The sequence below is a fragment of the Rhodanobacter spathiphylli B39 genome (genome assembly GCF_000264295.1).
Lineage (GTDB): Bacteria > Pseudomonadota > Gammaproteobacteria > Xanthomonadales > Rhodanobacteraceae > Rhodanobacter > Rhodanobacter spathiphylli.
The window spans coordinates 1-237 of the sequence record NZ_AJXT01000188.1 but is presented as its reverse complement, the minus strand read 5'-3'; the positions used below and the strand labels follow the sequence as shown (position 1 = coordinate 237).

The 237-nt window shown below is 40.1% G+C and carries 1 protein-coding gene; it reads left to right on the top strand.

The window, feature by feature from the left end; all coding sequences use genetic code 11:
* Positions 1-237 (top strand): sigma factor (locus UU7_RS18085; RefSeq protein WP_274378303.1); only part of this gene is annotated, 237 nt, incomplete at both ends.

The following is a 237-nucleotide window of genomic DNA, read 5'->3' as shown; positions in this document are numbered from 1 at the left end:
CAATATAAGTGCTCCGGAGTTGATTTTGACGACCTTGTCCAAGAGGGTGGCATAGGCCTTGTATCGGCGGTAAGATTTTTTAAATCTGACGCTGGCGCTGCATTTAAAACTTTTGCCTGTCTTTGTATTAGGCGGCAAATTTTATCCGCAATGCGGAACGCAAGTAAAAGGGATATTATTTCCTTAGATTATGTAAGGAATTTGAATAGCAATGTTGAAAATCCCGAAGATGTAGTA